The sequence below is a fragment of the Stenotrophomonas sp. AS012628 genome (assembly GCF_010608305.1).
Taxonomy (GTDB): Bacteria; Pseudomonadota; Gammaproteobacteria; order Xanthomonadales; family Xanthomonadaceae; genus Stenotrophomonas; species Stenotrophomonas geniculata.
In genome coordinates, this window is the sequence record NZ_VMBJ01000025.1 from 1 (window position 1) to 20,181 (window position 20,181).

General features: G+C 67.8%; 17 protein-coding genes. 10 read left to right on the forward strand and 7 right to left on the reverse strand.

What is annotated here, in order from left to right; all coding sequences use genetic code 11:
- Positions 1–146: 146 nt before the first annotated feature.
- Both xseA and queG read right to left on the reverse strand, forming a co-directional pair.
- The gene (xseA, locus tag G5A07_RS12370; RefSeq protein ID WP_057503873.1) at positions 147–1,478 is read right to left on the reverse strand and encodes an exodeoxyribonuclease VII large subunit; all 1,332 of its coding nucleotides are present in this window, start codon (positions 1,476–1,478) and stop codon (positions 147–149) included.
- A 44-nt stretch (positions 1,479–1,522) separates the two neighbouring features.
- Positions 1,523–2,593 carry a tRNA epoxyqueuosine(34) reductase QueG gene (gene queG, locus G5A07_RS12375; protein ID WP_049454822.1) on the reverse strand — a complete coding sequence of 357 codons (1,071 nt, stop codon included), beginning with the start codon at positions 2,591–2,593 and terminating at the stop codon, positions 1,523–1,525.
- Between the two features lie 23 nt (positions 2,594–2,616).
- On the opposite strand from queG, the gene G5A07_RS12380 reads away from it, so the two are divergent.
- The 6 genes from G5A07_RS12380 to G5A07_RS12405 all read left to right on the forward strand — a co-directional run bounded on the left by G5A07_RS12380 (position 2,617) and on the right by G5A07_RS12405 (position 10,159).
- On the forward strand, positions 2,617–4,101 hold the full coding sequence (locus G5A07_RS12380) for an NAD(P)H-hydrate dehydratase (RefSeq protein ID WP_191863380.1): 1,485 nt from the start codon (positions 2,617–2,619) through the stop codon (positions 4,099–4,101).
- A complete protein-coding gene (gene tsaE, locus G5A07_RS12385; RefSeq protein ID WP_043400894.1) occupies positions 4,098–4,580 on the forward strand; it encodes a tRNA (adenosine(37)-N6)-threonylcarbamoyltransferase complex ATPase subunit type 1 TsaE in 483 nt (160 codons plus the stop codon). Before G5A07_RS12380 ends, tsaE begins: the two co-directional genes overlap by 4 nt.
- An 82-nt stretch (positions 4,581–4,662) precedes the next feature.
- Complete coding sequence (locus tag G5A07_RS12390) at positions 4,663–6,237, forward strand: N-acetylmuramoyl-L-alanine amidase (RefSeq protein ID WP_171955218.1); 1,575 nt, start codon at positions 4,663–4,665, stop codon at positions 6,235–6,237.
- Between the two features lie 121 nt (positions 6,238–6,358).
- Positions 6,359–8,263: a DNA mismatch repair endonuclease MutL gene (mutL, locus tag G5A07_RS12395; protein WP_191863381.1), complete on the forward strand. Its 1,905-nt coding sequence runs from the start codon at positions 6,359–6,361 to the stop codon at positions 8,261–8,263.
- A gap of 11 nt (positions 8,264–8,274) precedes the next feature.
- Positions 8,275–9,204 carry a DUF1684 domain-containing protein gene (locus tag G5A07_RS12400; RefSeq protein ID WP_043400900.1) on the forward strand — a complete coding sequence of 310 codons (930 nt, stop codon included), beginning with the start codon at positions 8,275–8,277 and terminating at the stop codon, positions 9,202–9,204.
- Position 9,205: 1 nt separating this feature from the next.
- Positions 9,206–10,159, forward strand: a complete 954-nt coding sequence (locus G5A07_RS12405) for a TraB/GumN family protein (RefSeq protein ID WP_057503866.1) — start codon at positions 9,206–9,208, stop codon at positions 10,157–10,159.
- A 73-nt stretch (positions 10,160–10,232) separates the two neighbouring features.
- Here G5A07_RS12405 and phaR read toward each other — a convergent pair whose 3' ends face one another.
- The 3 genes from phaR to gluQRS all read right to left on the reverse strand — a co-directional run bounded on the left by phaR (position 10,233) and on the right by gluQRS (position 12,634).
- Positions 10,233–10,772, reverse strand: a complete 540-nt coding sequence (phaR, locus tag G5A07_RS12410) for a polyhydroxyalkanoate synthesis repressor PhaR (protein WP_010486594.1) — start codon at positions 10,770–10,772, stop codon at positions 10,233–10,235.
- Positions 10,773–10,955: 183 nt separating this feature from the next.
- Positions 10,956–11,696, reverse strand: a complete 741-nt coding sequence (gene phbB / locus G5A07_RS12415) for an acetoacetyl-CoA reductase (RefSeq protein WP_010486596.1) — start codon at positions 11,694–11,696, stop codon at positions 10,956–10,958.
- A gap of 17 nt (positions 11,697–11,713) precedes the next feature.
- Positions 11,714–12,634 (reverse strand): tRNA glutamyl-Q(34) synthetase GluQRS, encoded by a 921-nt coding sequence (gene gluQRS, locus G5A07_RS12420; protein ID WP_191863382.1) that lies wholly within the window; start codon positions 12,632–12,634, stop codon positions 11,714–11,716.
- Between the two features lie 93 nt (positions 12,635–12,727).
- Between gluQRS and htpX the strand changes: the two genes are divergently transcribed.
- Positions 12,728–13,594: a protease HtpX gene (htpX, locus tag G5A07_RS12425; RefSeq protein WP_057503864.1), complete on the forward strand. Its 867-nt coding sequence runs from the start codon at positions 12,728–12,730 to the stop codon at positions 13,592–13,594.
- Between the two features lie 651 nt (positions 13,595–14,245).
- Here the strand turns inward: htpX and G5A07_RS12430 are convergent.
- Positions 14,246–15,073, reverse strand: a complete 828-nt coding sequence (locus tag G5A07_RS12430; protein WP_005417749.1) for an inositol monophosphatase family protein — start codon at positions 15,071–15,073, stop codon at positions 14,246–14,248.
- Between the two features lie 120 nt (positions 15,074–15,193).
- Here G5A07_RS12430 and G5A07_RS12435 point away from each other — a divergent pair, with 120 nt between their 5' ends.
- The 3 genes from G5A07_RS12435 (at position 15,194) to G5A07_RS12445 (ending at position 19,066) form a co-directional block, all read left to right on the forward strand.
- Positions 15,194–15,964 carry an RNA methyltransferase gene (locus G5A07_RS12435; RefSeq protein ID WP_010486603.1) on the forward strand — a complete coding sequence of 257 codons (771 nt, stop codon included), beginning with the start codon at positions 15,194–15,196 and terminating at the stop codon, positions 15,962–15,964.
- Between the two features lie 76 nt (positions 15,965–16,040).
- The gene (locus tag G5A07_RS12440; RefSeq protein ID WP_032952775.1) at positions 16,041–16,943 is read left to right on the forward strand and encodes a phosphate/phosphite/phosphonate ABC transporter substrate-binding protein; all 903 of its coding nucleotides are present in this window, start codon (positions 16,041–16,043) and stop codon (positions 16,941–16,943) included.
- Positions 16,940–19,066: an EAL domain-containing protein gene (locus G5A07_RS12445; protein WP_171955214.1), complete on the forward strand. Its 2,127-nt coding sequence runs from the start codon at positions 16,940–16,942 to the stop codon at positions 19,064–19,066. The genes G5A07_RS12440 and G5A07_RS12445 overlap by 4 nt, the downstream gene beginning before the upstream one ends.
- A 78-nt stretch (positions 19,067–19,144) precedes the next feature.
- On the opposite strand, the gene epmB is transcribed toward G5A07_RS12445, so the two are convergent.
- Complete coding sequence (epmB, locus tag G5A07_RS12450) at positions 19,145–20,161, reverse strand: EF-P beta-lysylation protein EpmB (protein ID WP_191863383.1); 1,017 nt, start codon at positions 20,159–20,161, stop codon at positions 19,145–19,147.
- Between the last annotated feature and the right edge of the window lie 20 nt (positions 20,162–20,181).

The following is a 20,181-nucleotide window of genomic DNA, read 5'->3' on the forward strand; positions in this document are numbered from 1 at the left end:
CGAGCCCCCAGGGATGGGTTTACGGCGTGTCCTGCACAGCCACACCATCCCGCCAAGCTATCAGCAATCCCGAGCCGCTTTCGCTGTTGCTTCGGCTGTTGCATTTGCCTCTGCAGGTGCAGGGCGCAGCCCTGCCGAACAACCCTCTACTTGACCTGCACGTCGATCACGCCGTCGCCGACGCGCGCCTGCAGCGCATCGCCAGGCTGCACCTGATCGACCTTCCGCACCAGAGTGCCGTCGTCGCTGCGGGTGAGGATGCTGTAGCCGCGAGCCACGGTCGCCAGCGGGCTGACCGCTTCCAGCGAACGCGCCAGCCCGCGCAGGTGCAGTGCATCGCGTTCCAGCAGGCGCTGCATTGCAGCCTGCGGACGCCCACGCAGGGCGGCGAGGCGGCGCTGCATCGCGTCGAGCTGGCGCTGCGGATGGTGCCCGCGCAACACCGCCGCTGCATGGCGCAGGCGTGCGGCACGGCGTTCCTGCTGCTGATTGAACGCGGCATGCAGGCGCCGGCCCAGGTCCAGCTGGCGGCGACGCAGCAGATCCAGCCTGGCCTGCGGGCTCTGCGCGTTGAGGCGCAGCAGCGCACGGTCGGCACGCTGCATCGCCTGCTGCATCGTGTGCCGCTGCAGCTGTACCATGCGTGCCGCCGTGCGGCGCAGGCGCAGCGCCAGTTCGCGCTGGTCCGGCACCAGCAGTTCGGCGGCCACCGACGGTGTCGGCGCGCGCAGGTCGGCGGCGAAGTCGCTCAAGCTGAAGTCGGTTTCGTGGCCCACCGCCGACACCACCGGGGTGCGGCTGGCGGCGATCGCACGGGCCAGTGCTTCATCGTTGAAGGCCCACAGGTCTTCCAGTGAACCGCCGCCGCGGGTCAGCAGGATCACGTCGTAGCGACCACTGGCATCGGCGGCCTGCAGCAGGCGGGTGATCTGTGCAGCGGCGCTGCTGCCCTGCACCAGGGTCGGCAGCAAGTCCACTTCCAGCAGCGGGAAGCGGCGGGCCAGCACGCTCAGCACGTCGCGCACGGCGGCGCCGGTGGGCGAGGTGATCACTGCCAGGCGCTGCACGTGCGCGGGCAGCGGCCGCTTGCGCGCCGGGTCGAACAGGCCCTCGGCCTCCAGGCGTGCCTTCAGCTCTTCGAAGGCGCGGCGCAATGCGCCTTCGCCGGCTTCCTCCATGTGGTCCAGCACCATCTGGTACTCGCCACGAGCGTCATACAGGGTCACCTTGCCACGCACCAGCACGCGCATGCCTTCGCGCGGCACGAACTTCAGGTACTGCGCCTTCATCCGGAACATCGCCGCGCGCAGCTGCGCGCGTGCGTCCTTCAGGGTGAAATACAGGTGCCCGGAGGAAGGACGGGCCACGCTGCCCAGCTCGGCCTCGACCCAGATCGCCGGGAAGCTGCCTTCCAGCAGGTCGCGGGCCAGGGTGTTGAGCTGGCTGGGGGTGAGGATGTCGTTGTTGCGTGGCTGCATGGGAACGGCGTGCTGCGGGTGGAGCGGGTGCTCAGGATCGCACGTCAGCGCGCCGTGTGCTGGCCCAGTCCCCACTGCACGTGTTCACGCACCAGCGGCGAGGGATCGTCGATGCGGGTCTGCAGTGCAGCGAGCGCTTCGACCGAAGAGGGGGCATTGCCCAGCGCCACGGCGATGTTGCGCAGCCAGCGCTCATGGCCGCTGCGCCGGATCGGGCTGCCTTCGGTGCGGCGCAGGAACTCGGCTTCGTCCCAGGCGAACAGCTGGTCCAGCCGCGCGGTATCGAGGTTGTTGCGTGCGCGGAAGTCGGCTTCGTCGGTGCGCTTGGCGAACTTGTTCCAGGGGCACACCAGCTGGCAGTCGTCACAGCCGTAGATGCGGTTACCGATCAACGGGCGCATGTCTTCGGGGATGGCACCGTCGTGCTCGATGGTCAGGTAGGAGATACAGCGCCGCGCATCCAGGCGCTGCGGGCCGGTGATGGCCTGGGTCGGGCAGACATCGATGCAGCGCGTGCAGGTACCGCAATGTGCAGTGGCCGGAGCATCGATCGGCAGCGGGATATCGATGTAGATCTCGCCGATGAAGAACCATGAGCCGCCATGACGGTCGATCAGGCAGGTGTGCTTGCCGATCCAGCCGAGACCGGCATTGCGCGCCAGTGCGCGTTCCAGCACGGGGGCCGAATCGACGAACACGCGGTACCCCAGCGGTGCCACTTCATCGTTGATCTGCGTGGCCAGCTTCTGCAGGCGGTTGCGCATCAGCTTGTGGTAGTCGCGGCCCAGCGCGTAGCGGGCCACGTAGGCACGTCCCGGGTCGGCCAGGGTCGCCCAGGCTTCGGTGTCGTCCTTGTGGCTGTAGTCCATGCCTACCGAGATCACCCGTACGGTGCCGGGCAGCAGCTCCGCCGGGCGCGCGCGCAGGGTGCCGTGGCGCGCCATCCAGTCCATCGTGCCGTACAGGCCCTGGCCCAGCCAGTCGGCCAGGTGCGCTTCATCCTCGCCCAGCTCGATGCCGGCGATGCCGCAGCGCTGGAAGCCATGCGCACGGGCCAGTTCGCGGATGCGCTGCACGGCCTGGGCCGGATCGACAGGGGTGGGGGCAGGGGACATGTGCACCAGTATAAAATCCCTGCATGGCCAACCTCGCCGATCTGTTCGATTCTGCTGCCGCGCGTGCGCTTGATGCGCAGGCCTCGGCACTGGCTGCCGAGGGCGGCTGGGGCCTGATGGCGCAGGCCGGCCAGGCTGCCTGGCAGTGCCTGCTGCAGCACTGGCCGCAGGCGCGGCGGATCGGCGTGGTGGTCGGAGCGGGCAACAACGGTGGCGATGGCCATGTGCTGGCCCGCCACGCGCTGCAGGCCGGGCGTGAGGTGATGGTGATCGCCTTGCCGGGGAAGTCACCGTCAACCGTGCTGGCACAGCGTGCAGCATCGGAATTCAAGTCCGGCGGCGGCACCATCACCGATTTCGACGGCGTGCTGCCCGAGGCCGATATCTGGGTTGATGCCCTGTTCGGTCTGGGCTTCGATCGCGCGCCGGAAGGCGTGGCGCAGGCGCTGATTGTCGCGCTCAACGCGCAGGCGGTACCGGTATTGGCGCTGGACGTCCCCAGTGGCGTCGATGCCGATCGCGGTGCCGTACCGGGCGTGGCCGTGAAGGCCGCTTTAACCCTGCAGTTCATCGTGCCGCATCGCGGGCTGTATACCGGCGACGCGCTGGATCATTGCGGCCAGAAGGCGCTGGCGCCGCTGCAGCTGCCCGCGGCCGCACGGCAGGGCGTGTCACCCGCCGCGGAGCACTGGACCCAGGCCTGCTTGCCGGCACTGCTGCCGCCGCGCCGCGCCAACACCCACAAGGGCGAATCCGGGCACGTGCTGTGCGTCGGCGGCAACCATGGCAGCGGCGGCGCCATCGCCATGGCGGCCGAGGCCGCTTTGCGTGCGGGCGCGGGATTGCTGAGCCTGGGTACCCGCCGCGATCACGTCGGTCCGTTGCTGGCGCGCCTGCCGGAGGCGATGACCCACGCGCTGGAAGACGGCGATGTGCTGCCGGCGCTGCTGGACAAGGCCAGGGTGGTGGCGATTGGCCCCGGTCTGGGCCAGGACGAATGGGCGCGTGCACTGTTTGCGCGGGTGCTGGCCAGCGCCAAGCCGCTGGTGGTCGACGCCGATGCGCTGAACCTGCTGGCGCAGGATCCGCGCGCGCTACCGGACGCCATCCTTACGCCACATCCGGGCGAGGCCGCGCGCCTGCTCGGCTGCAGTACCGCTGACATCCAGGCTGATCGCTACCGCTGTGCGCAGGCGTTGGCCGAACGCTTCCACGCCGTGGTGGTGCTGAAGGGCGCAGGCAGCATCGTGACGGCCCCCGGGCAGGCGCCACGGCTGATCGGTGCAGGCAATCCCGGCATGGCCGTGGGAGGCATGGGCGACCTGCTCACCGGCATCATTGCCAGCCTGCGCGCGCAGGGGCTGGCCGCCTTCGACGCTGCCGCCGCTGGTGCACTGCTGCATGCGCTCGCGGGCGACGCCGCGGCCGCCGATGGCGTGCGCGGCCTGCTTCCTACTGATCTGCTGTCGCCGTTGCGGCGACTGGCCAACCCGGAACTCTCTCGATGATCGATTTCTTCCTTGCCGACAGCGATGCCACTGAACTGCTCGGGCAATGGCTGGCGGCCACCCGGCCGCCGCAGGCGCTGGTCGAACTGCGCGGCGACCTGGGCGCCGGCAAATCCACCACCGCCCGCGCACTGCTGCGCGCGCTGGGCGTGCAGGGCGCTATCCGCAGCCCCACCTACACCCTGGTCGAGCGCTATCCGCTGGCCAGTGGCGGTGAGGCGTGGCACTTGGACCTGTACCGCATCGGCCAGGCCGGTGAGCTGGATTTCCTCGGCCTGGACGAGGGCAGCGCGGTGCTGTGGCTGGTGGAATGGCCGGAACGGGGCGCCGGCGCGCTACCGCCGACCGACCTGGTGGTGGCGCTGGAGATCGAGGGGCAGGGGCGTCGCGCGCGTCTCACTGGAGTAAGCGACGTCGGACATGAATGGCTGAAGCGGCTTCCCCAAGGGGGTGACTTGCAGGCCATTTCTGTCGGCTGACGAGAACAAAGACCGGCAGGTTACGGATTATTAAGGAAAAAGGTGTTGCATTCCGTTCAGCGCGGTGATTGAATCCTGAGCCATGCGCCCGGGGAACCGTCTCATCGCCATCTGTGCCGCCGTCGGACTGGGTCTGGCGAGCGTCAGTGCGTGGGCCGGTGAAGTCCGCCAGGTCCTGCTGAATACCGGCGCTACCGGCACCCGTGCCGAAATCTCGCTGGTCGGCAGTGGCGGCTACAAGACGCTTTCTCTGGCCGGTCCGAACCGCCTGGTGGTCGATTTCCCCGACTCCAGCGCCATACGCAACCTGAAAATGCCGGCTGCGCAGGGCGTGGTTACGGCGGTGCGTACCGGACAGCCGGTGCCGGGCACCTTCCGTGTCGTTTTCGACCTTGCTGAATCGGTGGCGCCGTTCCGCCCACAGATGCAGCGCGAGGGCAATGAATCCAAGCTGGTGATCGAATGGCCGGGCGATGGCCCGGCCGTGGCCGCCAGCCGTCCTGCAGTGACGCCGGCGGTGCAGCCACAGGCACCGGTCAACACGCCTGCACCGACGCCGACGCCGACGCCGACGGAGAGCGCGCAGTCGCGTTCCGATGCTGCGCGTGCCACCGCGCTGCTGACTGCCCAGGTTCGCCAGCAGGCCAGTGCCACTGCCGCCGCGCCGGCCACGCCCACCCCGGCGCCGTCCACTGCACCGGCCCAGGTCGCGGCGGCCGGTACCGTGGCCAGCAGCTCGCCTTCTTCGTCGCCGGCCGCGATCCTGGCTGGACAGCGCACCGCAGCGGTGGTGACCACGCCGCCGGCTACGGTGCCTGCACCGGCACCGACGCCAGTGGAACCGCCGCGTCCGGCCATGCCCAGCGATGCGTCGCGCATCCGCATGCAGGCTGGCATGCGTCATCTGGTGGTGGCCATCGATCCGGGTCACGGCGGCCAGGATCCGGGCGCGATCGGCCCGACCGGCAAGCGCGAAAAGGATGTCACCCTGGCGGTGGCGCGTGAGCTTGCCCGCCAGGTCAATGCGACGCCGGGCCTGAAGGCGTACCTGACCCGCGACAGCGACGTGTTCATCCCGCTGCCGATGCGCGCGCAGAAGGCGCGTGCGAACAAGGCCGACATCTTCATTTCGATCCATGCCGACGCGGCCGAAAACCGTTCGGCCACCGGTTCGTCGGTGTACGTGCTGTCGACCAAGGGCGCCTCTTCGCAGCGTGCCCGTTGGCTGGCGGACAAGGAAAACGCGGCGGATCTGGTGGGGGGCGTACGCCTGCAGCAGACCGAGGGCACGCTCGCCAACGTGCTGCTGGACCTGGCCCAGAGCGGTTACATGAAGGCGTCCGAAGATGCCGCCGGCCACGTGCTGGGCGGCCTGAAGCGGATCGGCAACAACCACAAGCCGAACATCGAACGCGCCAACTTCGCCGTGCTGCGCACCTCGGACATGCCGGCGATGCTGGTGGAAACCGCGTTCATCTCCAACCCGGACGAAGAGCGCCGCCTGATCGATCCGGCCTACCAGCGCAAGATCGCCGGTGCCGTGCTCGATGGCGTGCACACCTTCTTCAGCCGGCAGCCACCGCCGGGCACGCTGTACGCGGCCCGCGCCCAGGCCGAAATCGACGCCGCCGGGACCATGGCGGGCGGTAGCAAGTAACCCGCTTCCTGTAGAGCGCGGGGTTTTCTGCGCCCGGCGGGGAGCAGTCGACTGACAGTCGACTCTACAACGGGCGGCTCCGCTATCATCGACCCATGAAGTCTGCTGCCCATCCTCTCCCATGAGCGCGCCCGGCCCGCGTCCGATCCGGCCGTTGCCGGAAATCCTGATCAACCAGATCGCCGCCGGCGAAGTGGTCGAACGTCCCGCGTCGGTGGTCAAGGAGCTGGTCGAGAACGCGATCGACGCCGGTGCCAGCCGCGTTGATATCGATCTTGAAGAGGGCGGTGTACGCCTGATCCGCATCCGCGACAACGGCAGTGGCATCGCACCGGAACAGCTGCCGCTGGCGGTATCGCGCCATGCCACCAGCAAGATCGCCGATCTGGACGACCTCGAATCGGTGGCCACGCTCGGCTTCCGGGGTGAAGCGCTGCCGTCGATCGCCTCGGTCAGCCGTTTCACCCTGTCCTCGCGTCGCGCACATGACGAACACGGTTCGGCGCTGCAGATCGAAGGCGGCAAGATCGGCGAAGTGACCCCGCGCGCGCATGCGCCGGGCACCACGGTAGAAGTGCGCGAGCTGTTCTACAACGTACCGGCGCGGCGCAAGTTCCTGCGCGCCGAGCGTACCGAGCTGGGCCATATCGAAGAATGGCTGCGTTCGCTGGCGCTGGCGCGGCCGGATGTCGAGCTGCGCGTGTCGCACAACGGCAAGGCCTCGCGCCGCTACAAGCCGGGCGATCTGTATTCCGATGCGCGATTGGCTGAAACGCTGGGCGAGGATTTCGCCAACCAGGCCGTGCGCGTCGACCACAGTGGTGCCGGCCTGCGCCTGCACGGCTGGATCGCGCAACCGCATTATTCGCGCGCCAGCGCCGACCAGCAGTACCTGTACGTCAACGGCCGTTCGGTGCGCGACCGCAGCGTCGCCCATGCGGTGAAGATGGCTTACGGCGACGTGCTGTACCACGGTCGCCAGCCGGCCTATGTGCTGTTCCTTGAGCTCGACCCGACCCGCGTTGATGTCAACGTGCACCCGGCCAAGCACGAGGTGCGTTTCCGTGATTCGCGGCTGGTGCATGATTTTGTCTACCGCACGCTGAAGGATGCGCTGGCCGATACCCGTGCCGGCATGTCGGCGCAGGACATCGGTGCCGGCTCCGCGCATCCGGCGGATGCAGGTGCGGCATCGATGGTCTCCAGTGCGGGCGCCTCCGGTTTCGGTCTGGTCCGCGGTGCCGCACCGGGTGCCGGTTCGAGTGGCGGCGGTGGTGGATTCTCTGGCTGGCGCCCGCAGCAACCGCTGGGGCTGCAGGTGGCCGATGCTCCGGCTGCCTATGCCGCGCTGTATGCCGCACCAACCGGCGCCGAGCGCGGTGCTGCGCTGCCGCCAATGCCGACCGAGAACGGACTGCCGGTCACCAGTGCCGACGCAGGCGTGCCGCCGCTGGGCTACGCGATCGCGCAGCTGCATGGCATCTACATCCTGGCCGAGAATGCAGAAGGCTTGATCGTGGTCGATATGCATGCCGCGCACGAGCGCATCGGTTACGAGCGCCTGAAGAACGCGCACGACGGTATCGGCCTGCAGTCGCAGCCGCTGCTGGTGCCGATCACGCTGGCAGTGGGCGAGCGTGAGGCCGACACTGCCGAAAGCGAAGCCGACACACTGGCGGCGCTCGGCTTCGAGGTGACCCGCGCCGGCCCCGGATCCCTGCATGTGCGCAGCATTCCAGCGCTGTTGGCGCATGCCGAACCGGAAGGGCTGCTGCGCGACGTGCTGACCGACCTGCGCGAACACGGCCAGAGCCGGCGCGTGGCCAGTGCGCGCGATGAACTGCTGTCGACCATGGCCTGCCATGGTGCGGTGCGCGCCAACCGGCGCCTGACCGTGCCGGAGATGAACGCGCTGCTGCGCGACATGGAAATCACCGAGCGGTCTGGCCAGTGCAACCACGGCCGACCGACCTGGGCCCGTTTTTCGCTGGCGGAGATCGACCGCTGGTTCCTGCGCGGACGTTGAGGGGAGCATCGATGCGTTATCGGGGAGTGGGCGGCCTGCTGGCCGCTCTGGTATTGGTTGCCTGCAGCCCGGCGACACCGCCGGCGCCGAAGGTCACTGAAGATCCGGCCTACGCGGCCACGCAGCAGCAGTGGCGGGTAGCGCGCTACCAGGATCTGACCCGGCCGGACGGTTGGACAGCGCTGGTCGGCCTGCACTGGCTGCAGAACAAATCGCACTTCGTCGGCAGCGGCGCGACCAATGGCATCCGCCTGGCGGTTGGGCCGGACAAGCTGGGCCTGCTGCGCCGCGAAGGCAGCCAATGGTGGTTCACACCTGAGGCCGGCGTTGACGTCAGCCATGACGGGCAGCCGGTGCGCGGCCGCATCCGTGTCGACACCGACAAGGATCCGCAGCCGACGCTGCTGGCCTTCGATGGTGGCAAGGGGCAGCTCAGCATCATCCGCCGCGGCCCGCGCGATGCGCTGCGGGTCAAGCATGCCGATGCGCCGGCACGCCGAGATTTTGCAGGACTGGAGTACTGGCCGGGTGGTCCTGACTGGCAGGTGCAGGCGCGCTTCATCGCGCACTCGCCGGGCAAAACCCTGCCGATCGTCGATATCACTGGCCTGACCACCGAGATGCCCAACGCAGGCGCGGTCGAGTTCCAGCGTGATGGCCGCAGTTGGCGGCTGGAGGCGATTGGTGCGCCCGGTCAACCGCTGTTCCTGATCTTTGCCGACCGCACCAGTGGCCGCGGCAGCTATCCGGCCGGGCGTTACCTGGATACCGATGCGCCGGCAGCCGATGGCACGGTACGCATCGATTTCAACCATGCCTACAACCCGCCGTGTGCGTTCACCGCCTACGCGACCTGCCCGTTGGCGCCGCCGGAAAACCGGCTGGACCTGCGCGTGGAAGCGGGCGAGAAGGCTTACCACCTGCCTGAAGGAGAAGGCTGATATGCCGATCAGATCCCTGTTGCGTACCGCCGTTGTACTGGCGGCCTGTGCGCTGGCACCGCTGGTTGCAGCGCGTACCGCGCAAGCCGATACCGCTGGCGCAGCGGTGGCCAAGCCGCCGGTGCCGTTGCTGTGGAAAGTGACTGGACCGGGCGACTCGCGCCTCTACCTGCTCGGTTCCTTCCACCTGCTGAAGCCGCAGGACTACCCGTTGTCGCCCGATGTCGAACAGGCGTTCGAGGCCTCGCAGCGGGTCGTGTTCGAACTGTCGCCGGAAGACATGCAGTCGCCACAGCTGGCCAGCCGCATGGTGCAGGCAGCGGTCCGCACCGATGGCAGCGAGCTCAAGCGTGACCTGGATGCTGCGACCTGGCAGAAGCTGCAGGTGTTCGCCACCGAGAACAAGCTGCCGCTGGCGCAGATGCAGGGCATGAAGCCGTGGTTTGTCGGCCTGAGCATTTCGGTCGGGCAGATGCAGAAGCTGGGCCTGGACCCCGCACTGGGCCTGGATCGTCACTTCATGGAGCGTGCGCAGAAGACCGGGCGCAAGACCGCGGGACTGGAAGACATCGATACCCAGATCGGCATGCTCGACGGAATGACGCTGCAGGAACAGCGGCAGATGCTGGCCGAAGCGCTGGACCAGGCTGGCAAGGCCGACGAGCAGGCACGCCAGCTGCATGATGCCTGGCGCCGGGGTGACGAGCGCCTGTTGTGGACCAGGATGGCGGCGGAAATGCGCCAGCAGTATCCACAGCTTTACCAGCGCATCAATACCGGCCGCAATGACGCCTGGGTGCCGAAGCTGCTGCCGTACCTGCAGGCCGGGCAGGGCGGCACGCTGGTGGTGGTGGGCACGCTGCACCTGCTGGGCAACGACGGCGTGGTCGAGAAGCTGAAGGCGAAGGGTTACAAGGTCGAGCGCGTATGCACGGGGTGCAAGGCGAAACGCTGATGTATCGCCGACGCGATTCAAACAAAACGGCGCGCCAGGGGCGCGCCGTTTTCGCATCAACCGTTGCTGCAGCTCAGCGGCGGGTCTTGCCGCCGGTGCCGGCGCCCGGTTCGTTCGGCTTGTTGCCGGTACCTGCCCCGGTTCCCGTTCCGGTGCCGCCCGGGCGCGGGCCACCGAAGCCCGTGCCCATGTTGCGCTGGAATTCCTGCCACAGCTCCAGGTTGCGCTCGGTCAGCTGGTTCATCATCGCCCATGGGGTCTGCCCCAGCAGGTTGCCCATCTGCTGGCGGAACTGCTGCTGCTGGTCGAGGAAGACCTGCATGCTGCGCTCCAGGTAATTGCCCATGAAGCCCTGCAGGGAGTCGCCGTAGAAGCGGATCAACTGGCTCAGCAGCTGGGTGGACAGCATCGGTTCGCCGTCCTGTTCCTGGTCGGCGATGATCTGCAGCAGGACTGATCGCGTGAGGTCGTCGCCGCTCTTGGCGTCGCGGACTTCGAAGTCTTCACCGTCCAGGATCAGCTGGCGCACGTCCTCGATGGTGATGTAGCTGGAGATCTCGGTGTCGTAGAGACGGCGGTTCGGATACTTCTTGATGATGCGGGTCGCAGCCATGAAGCGGTACTCGTCACAGTAGACGCGCAGCATGGCGCAGTGCAGCAGCCGTTGCAACCGCCTCAGCCCCCGCCAGGCTTGGCTTTCGGCGGCGATCATGTTGCGCAACAAGGGTTTGCGTGCTGCGCAGCATGACTCTTGGCATGGGCCGGCGGCGATCGCCGCGAGGGTCCCCTGCGCGGCTTACCAACCCATATGGTGGCCGCCGTTGATGTCCAGGTTGCTACCGGTGATCCACGAGGCTTCGTCGGCAACCAGGAACGAGACGCCGTAGGCGATTTCCTCCGGCTTGCCGAGGCGTCCGGTGGGGATATCGGCGATGATCTTGGCGCGCACTTCCTCCGGAACCGCCATCACCATGTCGGTGGCCACGTAGCCGGGCGAAATGGTGTTGACGGTAATGCCGAAGCCGGCGTTCTCGCGCGCCAGCGAGATGGTGAAACCGTGCATGCCGGCCTTGGCCGCCGCGTAGTTGGCCTGGCCGTACTGGCCCTTCAGGCCGTTGATCGAGCTGATCTGGATGACCCGGCCCCAGCCGCGGCGGCGCATGCCCTCGATGACCGGACGGGTGACGTTGAACACCGAATTGAGGTTGGTATTGATCACATCGTGCCACTGGTCCGCGCGCATGCGATGGAACGTGGTATCGCGGGTGATGCCGGCGTTGTTGACCAGGATCTCGACCGGGCCCAGCGCGGCTTCGACCGCACGCACCAGCGCTTCGGCGCTGCCCGGATCGGAGACATCGCCCGGGAAGATCGACACGCTGTAGCCGCGTTCGGTCATCGCCTGCTGCCAGGCGCGGGCCTTGGCCTCGTCGCGGTAGTTGGTGGCGACCCGGTGGCCCTGGTCGGCCAGGCGTTGGCAGATGGCGGTACCGATGCCGCCGGTTCCGCCGGTGACCAGTGCGACGCGAGATGTCATGGAGTGCTGTCCGGGTATCAGGTGGGGGAAGGGTGATTCTGCAACATCGGCGCGGAAAGTGCGCCGGCTGGCAGCAGGATGTCGGTACGTGGCAGCCGCGCTGGGTCGAAGGCATTCCGAGCGGCCGCCAGCAGCGTGTCCAGATCGTGCGCAGGTTCCAGCGCTTCAGGTGCCTGGCCGAGCAGTTGCCAGAGCTGGCGCAGCACGGGCAGCGGGCGCGAACTGTCCACCGGCAGCGCCGCCAGCGACTTGGACAGCTTGTGGCCCGGCGCATCGAGCAGCAGCGGCAGGTGCCAGTAGCGCGGTACCGCCAGCCCCAAGGCCTGCTGCAGCAGGATCTGCCGTGCCGTGGAGTCGAGCAGGTCGGCACCGCGCACCACTTCGGTCACCCCCTGCGCGGCGTCATCGACCACCACCGCCAGCTGGTACGCCCAGCAGCCATCGGCGCGGCGCAGCACGAAGTCGCCGACCTCGGCATGCACGTCCTGCTGCTGCGGGCCGCGCAGGCCATCATCGAAGTGCACGATGCTGCCCCGTGGCACGCGGAAACGGACGGCGGGGTCCGGTCGCGGTTGCCGGGCGACGCAGTGATGGTGGATGCCGCCGCTGGCGGCCAGGTCGCCGCGGCTGCAGTGGCAGACAAAGGCCTGGTCGCTGGCGAGCAGTACGTCCAGCGCAGCCTGGTAGGCCTCGCCGCGCGCGCTCTGCCAGAAGATCGGGCCATCGTGGACCAGCCCGAACGCCGCCAGTGCCTGCAGTTGTGACTCGGCGGCACCGGGCACGGTGCGCGGCGGGTCGACGTCTTCGATGCGCAGCCGCCACAGGCCGCCGTGATGGCGCGCGAGCAGCCAGCTGCCGAAGGCGGCGAGCAGGGATCCGGGGTGGAGCAGGCCGGTCGGCGAGGGCGCGAAGCGGCCGCAGGGAACATTGGCGGTCATGCAGGCTGAATCGTCGGTCAGGTTGGCGCTTGAATTCAAGCTGACCACACCGCAAATTGACCGGTATCGACCCCTTCCGAGCCGGATTTTCCCATGTTTACCCGCATTGCCCTGTTCCTGGCGACCAATTTCGCGGTCCTGATCCTCGCCAGCATCGTGATGTCGCTGTTGGGAACCGACCCGAGCAAGATGAGCGGCCTGCTGGTCATGGCCGCGATCTTTGGTTTTGGTGGCTCCCTCATCTCGCTGCTGCTGTCCAAGTGGATGGCCAAGCGCTCCACCGGTGCGGTGGTGATCACCGAGCCGCGCAACCAGACCGAACGCTGGCTGCTGGCCACGGTCGAGCGCCAGGCCAAGGCGGCCGGCATCGGCATGCCGGAGGTGGCGGTGTATGAAGGCCCGGAGATCAACGCCTTCGCCACCGGCGCCAACCGCAACAACGCGCTGGTGGCGGTGTCCACCGGCCTGCTGCACAACATGAGCGAAGATGAAGCCGAAGCGGTGTTGGGCCACGAGATCGCCCACGTCGCCAACGGTGACATGATCACCATGGCGCTGCTGCAGGGCGTGCTGAACACCTTCGTGATCGTGCTGGCCCGCGTGGTCGGCGGCATCATCGACAGCGCGCTGTCGGGCAACCGCGAAGGCGGCGGCCGCGGCTTCGCCTACTACATCATCGTATTCGTGCTGGAGATGGTGTTCGGCCTGTTCGCCACCATGATCTCGATGTGGTTCTCGCGCCACCGCGAGTTCCGCGCCGACGCCGGCGGTGCCTCGCTGGCCGGCCGCCAGAAGATGATCGCCGCGCTGGAGCGCCTGCAGCTCAACCACGGCCAGAGCACGCTGCCGACCCAGATCGCGGCGTTTGGTATTGCCGGTTCGACGGCGAAGAAGCTGTTCATGAGCCACCCGCCGCTGGAAGAGCGCATCGCCGCGCTGCGGGCTTCGACGGTGGCGTGAGCTTCTGCTTTCAAGGTAGTGCAGGAACGCCTGGCCTCGCGCCGGGCGTTTTTGTTTGCGCGCCGACGCATTGGTGGCGCCGGGCCATGCCCGGCGTATCGTTTCCGCGCCTGCGGGGAGGTGTCACTTTCTTTGCTCGTGCAAAGAAAGTAACCAAAGAAACACGCCGCCGGGGCGCGAGCCGTCGCTACGCGACGGTACCCTGCGCTTCTCGGTGAATCAGGGGACGGCGCCGAACTCGCTACGCTCAAACACCGGCGCCTCTTCGCCCCTGATTCCCCTGCGATGCTCGGCTCGCTCAAGGCGGACCCAACATCAAGAGCGACAGCTGCACCCCGTAGATTCACGCCATGCGTGGATGCTGTTGCCGTTGATCTTGACCTTCCAGTCCGCCTTCAAGCGAGCCGAGCACCGCAGGTCCGGCGAGGGCGAAGAGGTGTGGGTGTCTGAGCGCAGCGAGTTCCCGCACCGTCCCTCGGCGGGCCGAGGAGCGCAGGGCACCGGCGTGCGCAGCGCGTCGGCTCGCGGCCGGCGGAGCGTTTCTTTGGTTACTTTCTTTGCGCGCAAAGAAAGTGACAAGCACGATCACCGCGGATACGAAAACGGCACCTTCGCAGGTGCCGTCTCCATGAATCGCTTTTACACGGAATCTCAGAACTTCGCGTCGAACTCGGCGGCGTAGCCGGTGTTCACCAGCACCTTCTGCAGCGACTCGGCCACCTTCAGGTTGCCGGCCACGATCTGGTGGGTCTCCGGGCCGCGGTTGTCCATGCGGCCCAGGGTCGCGCCCTTGAAGTCGCAGACCTTGCCGCCCGCCTCGCGGACCAGCAGCAGGCCGGCAGCGATGTCCCATGCCTTCACGCCGGCTTCGAAGTAGGCGTCGGCGCGGCCGCAGGCCACGTAGGCCAGGTCCAGTGCCGCCGAACCGGTACGGCGGATGTCCTCGCCGTGCACCAGCAGGGCGTCGACTGCCTTGAGCTGGGCGCTGGCGCGGGAACGCTCGCGCGGGGCGAAGCCGGTGTGGATCATCGTGCCTTCCAGATCCTTGCGGTCGGCCACGCGGATGCGGCGGTCGTTCAGCACGGCACCCGCGCCACGGCTGGCGGTGAACAGTTCATTGCGCAGCGGGTCGAAGATGACCGCATCGGTCGGCTCGCCGTTTTCGACCAGGGCGATCGACACGCAGTAGTGCGGCACGCCGCGCAGGTAGTTGCTGGTGCCGTCCAGCGGGTCGATGACCCACATCTGGCGGCGCTCGCCCTGCACGCCACCTTCTTCACCGAAGATGCCGTAGTCCGGGTAGGCGCGCTTGAGTTCCTTGACGATGACCTTTTCCGCGTCCGCATCCACTTCGCTGGCGTAGTCCATCCGGCCCTTCTGCACCACGTTCAGTGCCTCGAGCTTGTTGATGTTGCGCAACAGGACGTTGCCGGCGAGGCGGGCGGCCTTGACCATGACGGTTACGGCGGGTTTCTGCATGGCGTGGGCTCCCGGAAAGGCAGAAGAGATGGACTGGCGGGGGAAAAGAGCGGGTCCGGCGCAGTGGCCGGCCGCACAGTTTACCATTGGTCATCGTCCAGCTCGACCTTTTCCCTGTTCATGTCCCAGTTTCCCGCCGCCACCCGCCTCCGATTCGTCCTGGTCGGTACCCAGCACCCCGGCAACATGGGGGCCGCCGCCCGTGCCCTGAAGACCATGGGCCTGGCCCGCCTGGTACTGGTCGCTCCCGAAAAGCCGCTGGACGAGGAGGCCTTCCGGCGCTCGGCCGGTGCCGAAGACGTACTGGGGGACGCCCCGGTGGTGGCGACTCTGGCCGAGGCCGTGGCTGACTGCCGCCTGGTGCTGGGCTGCACCGCCCGTGCCCGCCGTGTCCAGCTGGAGGAGTACCTGCCGGCCGATGCCGCTGCCCGCGCGGTGGCCAAGGCCGGCGAGGGTGCCGAGGTGGCGCTGGTGTTCGGCCGTGAGCGCACCGGCCTGACCAACGAGGAACTGCAGCTGTGCCATGCAGCGGTGCACATCCCGTCCGACCCGGAGTTCAGCTCGCTCAACCTGGCTGCTGCCGTGCAGGTGCTGGCCTATGAAACGCGCATGCAGCTGCTGGGTGCGCAGCCTGCAGCCGACGCCGAGCCGGGCTTCCGCGAACAGGCGGCCAGCCACGAGCAGATGGAGAGCTTCTTCGCCCAGCTTGGCGACACGCTGGATGAGATCGATTTCCACAAGGGCCGCGCCCCGGAATCGGCGATGCGCAAGCTGCGCCGCCTGTTCCTGCGCAGCGAACCCAGCGAGCAGGAAGTGCGCCTGTTGCGCGGCATCCTCGCCGACACCCAGCGCATGGCGCGACTGGCACAAGCGGGCAACAAGGACAGCTGACGACGTTCTCATTTTTTCGGGTAGTCTGTCTGGATACCCAGGGGGGATGAAGCCTGTGTCGGGTCTGCGAAAGGCAATGCAGGGGGGACTGCTGAGCCTGGCCATGGTCCTGCTGGCCGGGACGGTGCGTGCAGCACCGGACCCGGTACTGGTGCTGGGCCGGATCAGCGATGATCCCAAGGCGCATTACGAACAGCTGCAGCCCTTGCTGGACTACGTGGTGGCGCGCATGCACGACGTTGGCATCAAGGAGGGGAGGATCCTGATGGCACGCGACCCGCAGCAGATGGCCAGCTATCTGCGGCGGGGCAGGGTCGACTGGGTCACCGAAACCTCGGGTACGGCGGTGGCGCTGGGCCAGCGCAGTGGCGCCCGCCCACTGCTGCTGACCGAGCGCAACGGCGTGCGTGATTACCAGACGGTGTTCTTCGTGCGCCGCGACAGCCCGATCCAGCGCGTACAGGATCTGCGGGGCCATCGCCTGGCCCTGCAGAACACGGCGTCCACCAGTGCCTATCTGGTGCCGGTGATGACGTTGCTGCAGGAGGGCCTGTCGCCCCAGATCCTGGCCGGTGCATGGGACATGCCGGGCCGGGACAGTGTGGGTTACGTATTTGCACGCAGCGAGCTGAACATCGCGACGTTCGTGCACAAGGGGGTGGTTGACGTGGGAGCGGTGAGCAGCGTGGACTGGAATGACGAGCGGCGGATGCCGGCAGCGTTCCGGCGCGACTTCCGCGAGCTGCTGCGCACCGAACCCTACCCGCGTGCGGTGGAGATGGTCCGCGCCGACCTGGATCCACGCGTGCGCGATCGCCTGCAGGAAGTGCTGCTGCAGGCAGCCAGCGACCCGCAGGCGCAGGGGGCGCTGCATCGGTTTTTTGGCACTTCCGGGTTCCACCGCGTCGATGCGCATGCGCAGCAGCGGTTGGATGAATTGAAACAAGGATTGACGCGCGTGCGGATGGAAGTGGAATGAAGTGGCTTGGCTCGGGGATGCAGGCCCGGTTCCTGCTCGCGATGGGCGGGGCGATGGTCGTGGTGATCGCGATCCTTGCAGTGTTGTTGGGGCGGCAGACGGCGATGCAGAGCGAGGTGCGCAACCTCAGCGGCGGCGTCATCCATGAACTGTTCGACCGCAGCGTGCGCAGCCGCGGCGAGGCGATGGCGCGCGAGTTGTCCGATGCGCTGGCCAACCCGCTGTATTACCGCGACCTGGACCAGGTCGGCGTACTGGTGCGCAGCACGGCGCGACAGCCGGTGGTGCGCTATGTACTGGTGTTCGACGATCGCGGCCGGCTGGTACACGACGGCTCGGTCGAGGTGTCCGGATTCGGCCAGCCGATGGCCGATCCCCTGGCACCCAAGGCTGCAGCCGCGCAGATGCTGGTCGTGCAGGAATCGCCGAAGGTGCTCGACAACACCATGCCGATCATGATCGGCAACCAGCGCATTGGCGGCGTCCGGGTCGGCATGGCGCTGGATGAGGTGCAGCAGCGCGAGCAGGCGGCCAACGCCACCCTGGGCGAGCGCCTGCAGCAGGTCGGCAGCCGTCATCTGGGCTGGCTGCTGCTGATGCTGGGCCTGCTGGTGGTGATCGGCGTGGTGGTGATCCTGTACGTGCAGCGCACCCTGGTCGCGCCGATCCGTGATCTTGCCGTCGCCGCCCGTCGCATCGAGGCCGGTGACTACCAGACGCCCCTGGCCGAGAACACCCGCGACGACGAGGTCGGCGAACTGGTACGTGGTTTCGCCCGGATGCGCGATGCGATCGCCCGCCATGACCGCGAAGTGCGGCGCATGGCCTATACCGACGCGCTGACCGGGCTGACCAACCGGCTGGCATTCCGCGAGGCGCTTGATCATCGGTTGATGGCCGCCCGTGCCGCCAATCACCGGTTGGGCCTGCTGTTCGCCGATATCGACGACTTCAAGCGGGTCAATGACACCCTTGGCCACGAGGCCGGCGATGAGGCATTGCTGCAGTTCGCCCAGCGCATCGGCCGCGCGGTCACCGAGGCCGGGGGCGATGAAACCCTGCTGGCGCGCTTCGGCGGAGACGAGTTCGTGATCCTGGTGGGCGACGGTGATGTGGCCGCCAACGCGCGGCTGCTGGCCGAAGTGCTGGTGCGCGAGCTGGGCAAGCCGCTGGTGGTGCAGGGCAGGGAACTGTTCCTGGGCACCTCGATCGGCGTGACCCTGTTCCCCGACGATGCAGCCGATGCGACCACCCTGCTGAAGAACGGCGACATCGCCATGTACCAGGCGAAGATGGCCGGCAAGAACTGCTATCGCTATTACAGCCGGGCGATGGACCATGCGGTCGAGCGTCGCGTGCATATGGAACAGGAGCTGCGCGGTGCCTGGGAGCGCGGCGAACTGCGCCTGGCCTACCAGCCGATCTTCCGCATGCGCGACCGCCGCATGGTCGGCGTTGAAGTACTGCTGCGCTGGCAGCACCCGACCCTGGGCACGATTCCGCCCTCGGTGTTCATCGAGGTAGCCGAGCAGAGTGGGCTGATCGAGATCATCGGCCCGAAGGTCCTGCGTGCGGCCTGCATGGAGGCCTCGCAGTGGCCGCGCGGGGCGGCCGGGGACGACCTGTTCGTGTCGGTCAACGTGTCGCCACGGCAGTTGCGCGGCGGTGAGCTGCCGGCACTGGTCGCGCAGTGCCTGCATGAGTCCGGGCTGCCGGCGTCGCGCCTGCATTTGGAGCTGACCGAAACCGCCGTGATCGGCGACGAGATGGTTGCCGCGCAGCTGCTGGACAAGCTGCACCGCACCGGCGTGAAGGTCTGGCTGGATGATTTCGGGACCGGCTTCTCCGGGCTCAGTCATCTGCGCCAGGTACCCGTGGACGGCGTGAAGATCGACAAGAGTTTCGTGGCCGACATGCAACGTGACCCCGATGACCTCGCGCTGACCACGGCGATCATTGCCATGGCCCACGCGCTGGGCATCACCGTGGTGGCCGAAGGCATCGAGCAGCAGGCGCAGTTCGAGCTGCTGGCGCAGCGCGGCTGCGACCTTGGGCAGGGCTATTGGCTGAGCCACCCGGTGACCGCCACCGAAGTGGTGCGGATGATCGAATCGGGCATCTGACCGACACAAAAAAGGGACGGAGGGGATGAAGTCGCTTATGCATTTGCGACTTCATCCCCTCCGTCCCCTTTTTTGGGGCTACACCGGGCGCTTGCTCGGGTCGCCGGGCAGTTCGCGCACCAGTTTCGGGATCAGATAACCGGACAGGCGTGCGGTCAGGCCGGCAATCAGTGCCTTGGCCTGGGCATCGTCCACTTCGAAATGGGCCACGCCCTCGACCCGGTCCAGCTGGTGCAGGTAGTAGGGCAGCACGCCGGCGGCGAAGCTGCGCTCGCTCAGGTCCTGCAGGGCCTGCACGTTGTCATTGACCCCGCGCAGCAACACCGCTTGGTTCAGCAGCTGGGCGCCGATGCCGCGCAGGCGGACCATCGCCGCGTCCACGCTGGCATCGAATTCATTGGCATGATTGGCGTGGACCACGATCGCCAGCGGCCAGGGCAGGCTGCCCAGCCAGGAGACCAGTTCATCGTCCACGCGCTCCGGCAGCACGATCGGCAGCCGGGTATGGATGCGCAGGCGGCGGATATGCGGGATCGCGCGCAGGGCGTCGGTCAGCTCGGCCAGCTTGTGCGTGGCCAGCGACAGCGGGTCACCGCCGGACAGGATCACCTCGTCGATGTCCGGGTCGGCGGCGATGGCGGCTACGGCCTCCTGCCAGCCACCCTTGGCGGCGTTCTCCGCCCCATAGTCGAAGTGGCGGCGGAAGCAGTAGCGGCAGTTGATCGCGCAGCTGCCGGTGGCGACCAGCAGGGCACGGCCACGGTACTTCTGGATGACGCCGGTGGCCTTCTTGGCGGCACCGTCGCCCACCGCATCGAAGCTGAACCCGGGCACCGGGCGCATTTCCTCGTCGATCGGCAGCACCTGGCGCAGTAGCGGGTCGGCCGCATCGCCAGGGCGCATGCGGGCCACGAAGCCTTCCGGCACGCGTAGCGCGAACTGGGCCATGGCCGCCTCCGAGACGCCCAGCGCGGCCGGGTCCAGCTGCAGCCGGGCCAGCAGCGCGTGCGGGTCGCGCAGCGCCTGGCGCCAGAGCTGCTGCCAGCGCGCGGGCGCACCTGGCGACTGGGGCCGTGGGAAGGCGGAAAGCTGCATGGAGAGGGGGCCTGCGGTTA